The sequence below is a fragment of the Oscillatoria sp. HE19RPO genome (genome assembly GCF_024220515.1).
In the GTDB taxonomy this organism is placed as follows: Bacteria; Cyanobacteriota; Cyanobacteriia; order Cyanobacteriales; family Laspinemataceae; genus Laspinema.
In genome coordinates, this window is record NZ_JAMXOT010000327.1 from 1 (window position 1) to 3,102 (window position 3,102).

The 3,102-nt window shown below is 45.6% G+C and carries 3 protein-coding genes; all 3 read right to left on the bottom strand.

Features of this window, described 5'->3' with window-relative positions; translation table 11 throughout:
* Positions 1-87 precede the first annotated feature (87 nt).
* From NG833_RS25455 to NG833_RS25465, 3 genes are read right to left on the bottom strand one after another with little or no spacing between them, the layout of a single operon-like run.
* Positions 88-984, bottom strand: coding sequence for a hypothetical protein (locus NG833_RS25455; RefSeq protein ID WP_254568075.1), 897 nt, complete (start codon positions 982-984; stop codon positions 88-90).
* Positions 981-1,589 (bottom strand): GDSL-type esterase/lipase family protein, encoded by a 609-nt coding sequence (locus NG833_RS25460; RefSeq protein ID WP_254568076.1) that lies wholly within the window; start codon positions 1,587-1,589, stop codon positions 981-983. The genes NG833_RS25455 and NG833_RS25460 overlap by 4 nt, the downstream gene beginning before the upstream one ends.
* Positions 1,590-1,601: 12 nt before the next feature.
* Positions 1,602-2,783, bottom strand: coding sequence for an aldo/keto reductase (locus tag NG833_RS25465; protein ID WP_375293955.1), 1,182 nt, complete (start codon positions 2,781-2,783; stop codon positions 1,602-1,604).
* Between the last annotated feature and the right edge of the window lie 319 nt (positions 2,784-3,102).

The following is a 3,102-nucleotide window of genomic DNA, read 5'->3' on the forward strand; positions in this document are numbered from 1 at the left end:
AAGCGCCTGTCCAAGAAATAACGATTTTTCGTCATTAAATTTACCACCTTGACAGGGCTAGGGTTAAATCTGTTGTTGCCGGTTCGTCTAAAAGGCGCAATAGTAGACGGAACCGACATCAACCGACTCTAGGAACTCCCCTCTAGGAACCACCGCCTCAAAGCTATGACCCTCAAAACTGGGACGCCAAAACACCAACAGAGGAACGGGATTATTTTGGAATTGGAACGCACCAATGGGTGCTGGAATTCCCGGTTGAACGGATCGAGAAAAATCAATCGGTTCCTCGTAGGAACCTGGCATTGACAAAATTTCCACCGGATTGGTATAGAGATCGGTTCCGGCATTGTCAGCAACCGTTAACAAGGCGGTATTCTCGGTGGTTTGTTCCAATACAATGATAGTCTCTCCCGCTTCCCAAGCCAGGATTTGCTTGGGGTCTGGGGGATCTCTACGCAGGACTCCCTCGGGAATGCGATCGATGGGGAGGGTTTCCAAAGATAAAGCAGTGGCAGTATCTCCTTGAGAAGGTGGCAACACCCAAACTGCTCCTTCTGGGAAGGTTTGAGATGCATTAAAGGTTGCCATTGGGGTGGGACTGTCGTTACAACCGTAGGGTTCATTTTGCCAGCGCCTCAAGGTCACTTCTTCGCGAATTCCCGGTGCGATCGCCACCAACGGAGTCCCGGGATCAACTAACGACCATTGTTCAGAAAACATGGCAATTTGTGCCTCTCCACTGGTGGGAGAAAAGGGAAACTTAGTGACGCCATCTTGTTGGACTTTGGTGCCAAATCCTAGCCATCCTGGAAACTCTAAAAATCGCTGTTCCGGCAAATCTCTTTCTGCTTCGGGGATGGTAGGTGGGGCGTTATTCTCCCAAATTGTGCAGCTATTCAGTCCAGAAAAGAGGAGTAGAAGACTTAAAAGGGTTAGAGAAAGTTTGGTTTTGGGTTGGGGGATGGAAAGGTTGATTTTTTTCATGTCTTCTTTGAGTTTATCCAAGATCTCCAGCCTAACCAATTTTTTACCAATTTGGCCAATTCTCCATATCCTGCGGATTGAGGATGTGCTCCATCATTAGCCGCCACTTCACTCATCCAAATTGGGGAGTTTTGAAGGGGGGTAAAAACATCTAAATAGGGAATGGACAGATTGCAGCAAATTTGCTCAAATTGATTGGATAGAGCAGCCAGTCTCAAGTTGTCTTCGCCGTCGCCAAGGGGAGGAGAACTCACCATTAACACCGGAAACAACAATTTCGCCTGTTCAAGGATCTGCCATGCATTGTTCAGGGAGTCCGGAAAGTCTATGCGAGTTTTTCCTTTTTCGAGGGTAATATCGTTTGCACCGAAAGAAAATAGGACTTTTCCGTTACAATCCGGAGGTAAACGATGAGAAACTTCCGGCAGCCACCGCTTTAAAATATCCGCAGAGGTATCCCGTCGGACCCCGAGATTATAAGCGGTAATTTCTTCTCCCGTTTGACAAGCTGCCGCGACAATTCTGCCGGTCCAGCCTAAGTATTCTGGGTCTCCGGTTCCATTTACAAAGGAGTCACCGACAAAACATATCCGGCTTTCTGTCATGATTTCAACCTCTTATTGTTGGGAGAGTCGTTTCACACTTTCCCCGGCGAGTAACTGATGAGCATCAGCTAAGAGTCCAGGGATTTTATCCGCATGAGGACTCTTCGCTAGACATTGGCTAAAATCTAAAGTTTCGATGGCTTCGGCTTTTTCCCCTGGGAACCAATGGTTAGCATTTCCGAGCAAGTTATAGCGCATTTTGGCATACTCAACCATATCGTAGGCGATCGCCAGGTTTCTCAGCCATAAAATCAGGTAAATATTAATCGAATTGGGGGTTTCTTCTGGGGTGGGTAAGCCAATATGCCAGCTTCGGAACCAATCTTCTCCAAATCGCGCGATCGCCGCCTGTTCCAACCGCTCAATAATCGGCGGTAACAGTTCCTCAGCATCTTCTAAAAGCTCTAAAGTTTTCAAATGTTCCTCAAAATCCGTGGGTTTGGATGCACCAATACTTAAGGTATGAACTTGAGGATGAGACAAGCAAAATAAGTCATTAAATACAATTGGACTCAGGGGTTGGCAGAGTTCCACTAATCTTTTAGGAGGACTGTAAAGATTTCCTCCTTTATTAGAAGGACTAATAATAAAAACCCCCATATCCTCTTGAGTCGCTGCTTCAATTGCAGGCCAATTTCCCTGATTAATATAGTACCAATGCAGATTCACATAATCAAACCGATTGCTGTGAATTGCCTTGATAATTACCTCCGTTGGCGCATGAGTCGAAAACCCAACAAACCGGACTCTACCTTGCGCTTGAAACTCTTTAACCACATCCAAACATCCCCCAGGACGAAGGCTGTAATCTAACAATTCCGGGGTATTAATCCCATGAACTCCCAACAAATCCACATAATCTAACTTTAAATTAGACAGAGATTGTTCCAAAGTCGCTCTAAATTCCTCCGGATTCTCCGTCGGTCCAACTTTGGTTTGCACAATGAGTTGTTCTCGGGGTAATTTCGGGAGAATTTCCCCCAATTGAATTTCCGAAGTTCCGTATCCCCTAGCGGTTTCAATATGATTAATTCCCACTTCTAGGGAACGCCGGATAATCGCTTCTACATTCTCTTGATTATTCGCCGGAATCGTGGATTGCGGCACATCTTGCCACTTGTACTGATATCTCATGCCGCCACAAGAAAATACCGGCATTTGCAATTCAGTTCGTCCAAAGCGTCGGTATTGCATCATTGGAATTTCAATTTGATATTAACAACCAGCAGAAGTTTAAACCCCCGCCTGTAGAGGCGATTCGAGAATCGCCAGTCCATCGGATTCATCAAACAATCAATCTCCTATTCTAATCCATTGTGTAGAGGCGATTCGAGAATCGCCAGTCCATCGGATTCATCAAACAATCAATCTCCTATTCTAATCCATTGTGTAGAGGCGATTCGAGAATCGCCAGTCCATCGGATTCATCAAACAATCAATCTCATATTCTAATCCATTGTGTAGAGGCGATTCGAGAATCGCCAGTCCATCGGATTCATCAAACAATCAATCT

Excerpts from the sequence above, each read along its gene's own strand:
- NG833_RS25455 (WP_254568075.1), bottom strand. The coding sequence starts at position 984 with ATGAAAAAAATCAACCTTTCCATCCCCCAACCCAAAACCAAACTTTCT.
- NG833_RS25460 (WP_254568076.1), bottom strand. The coding sequence starts at position 1,589 with ATGACAGAAAGCCGGATATGTTTTGTCGGTGACTCCTTTGTAAATGGA.
- NG833_RS25465 (WP_375293955.1), bottom strand. The coding sequence starts at position 2,783 with ATGCAATACCGACGCTTTGGACGAACTGAATTGCAAATGCCGGTATTT.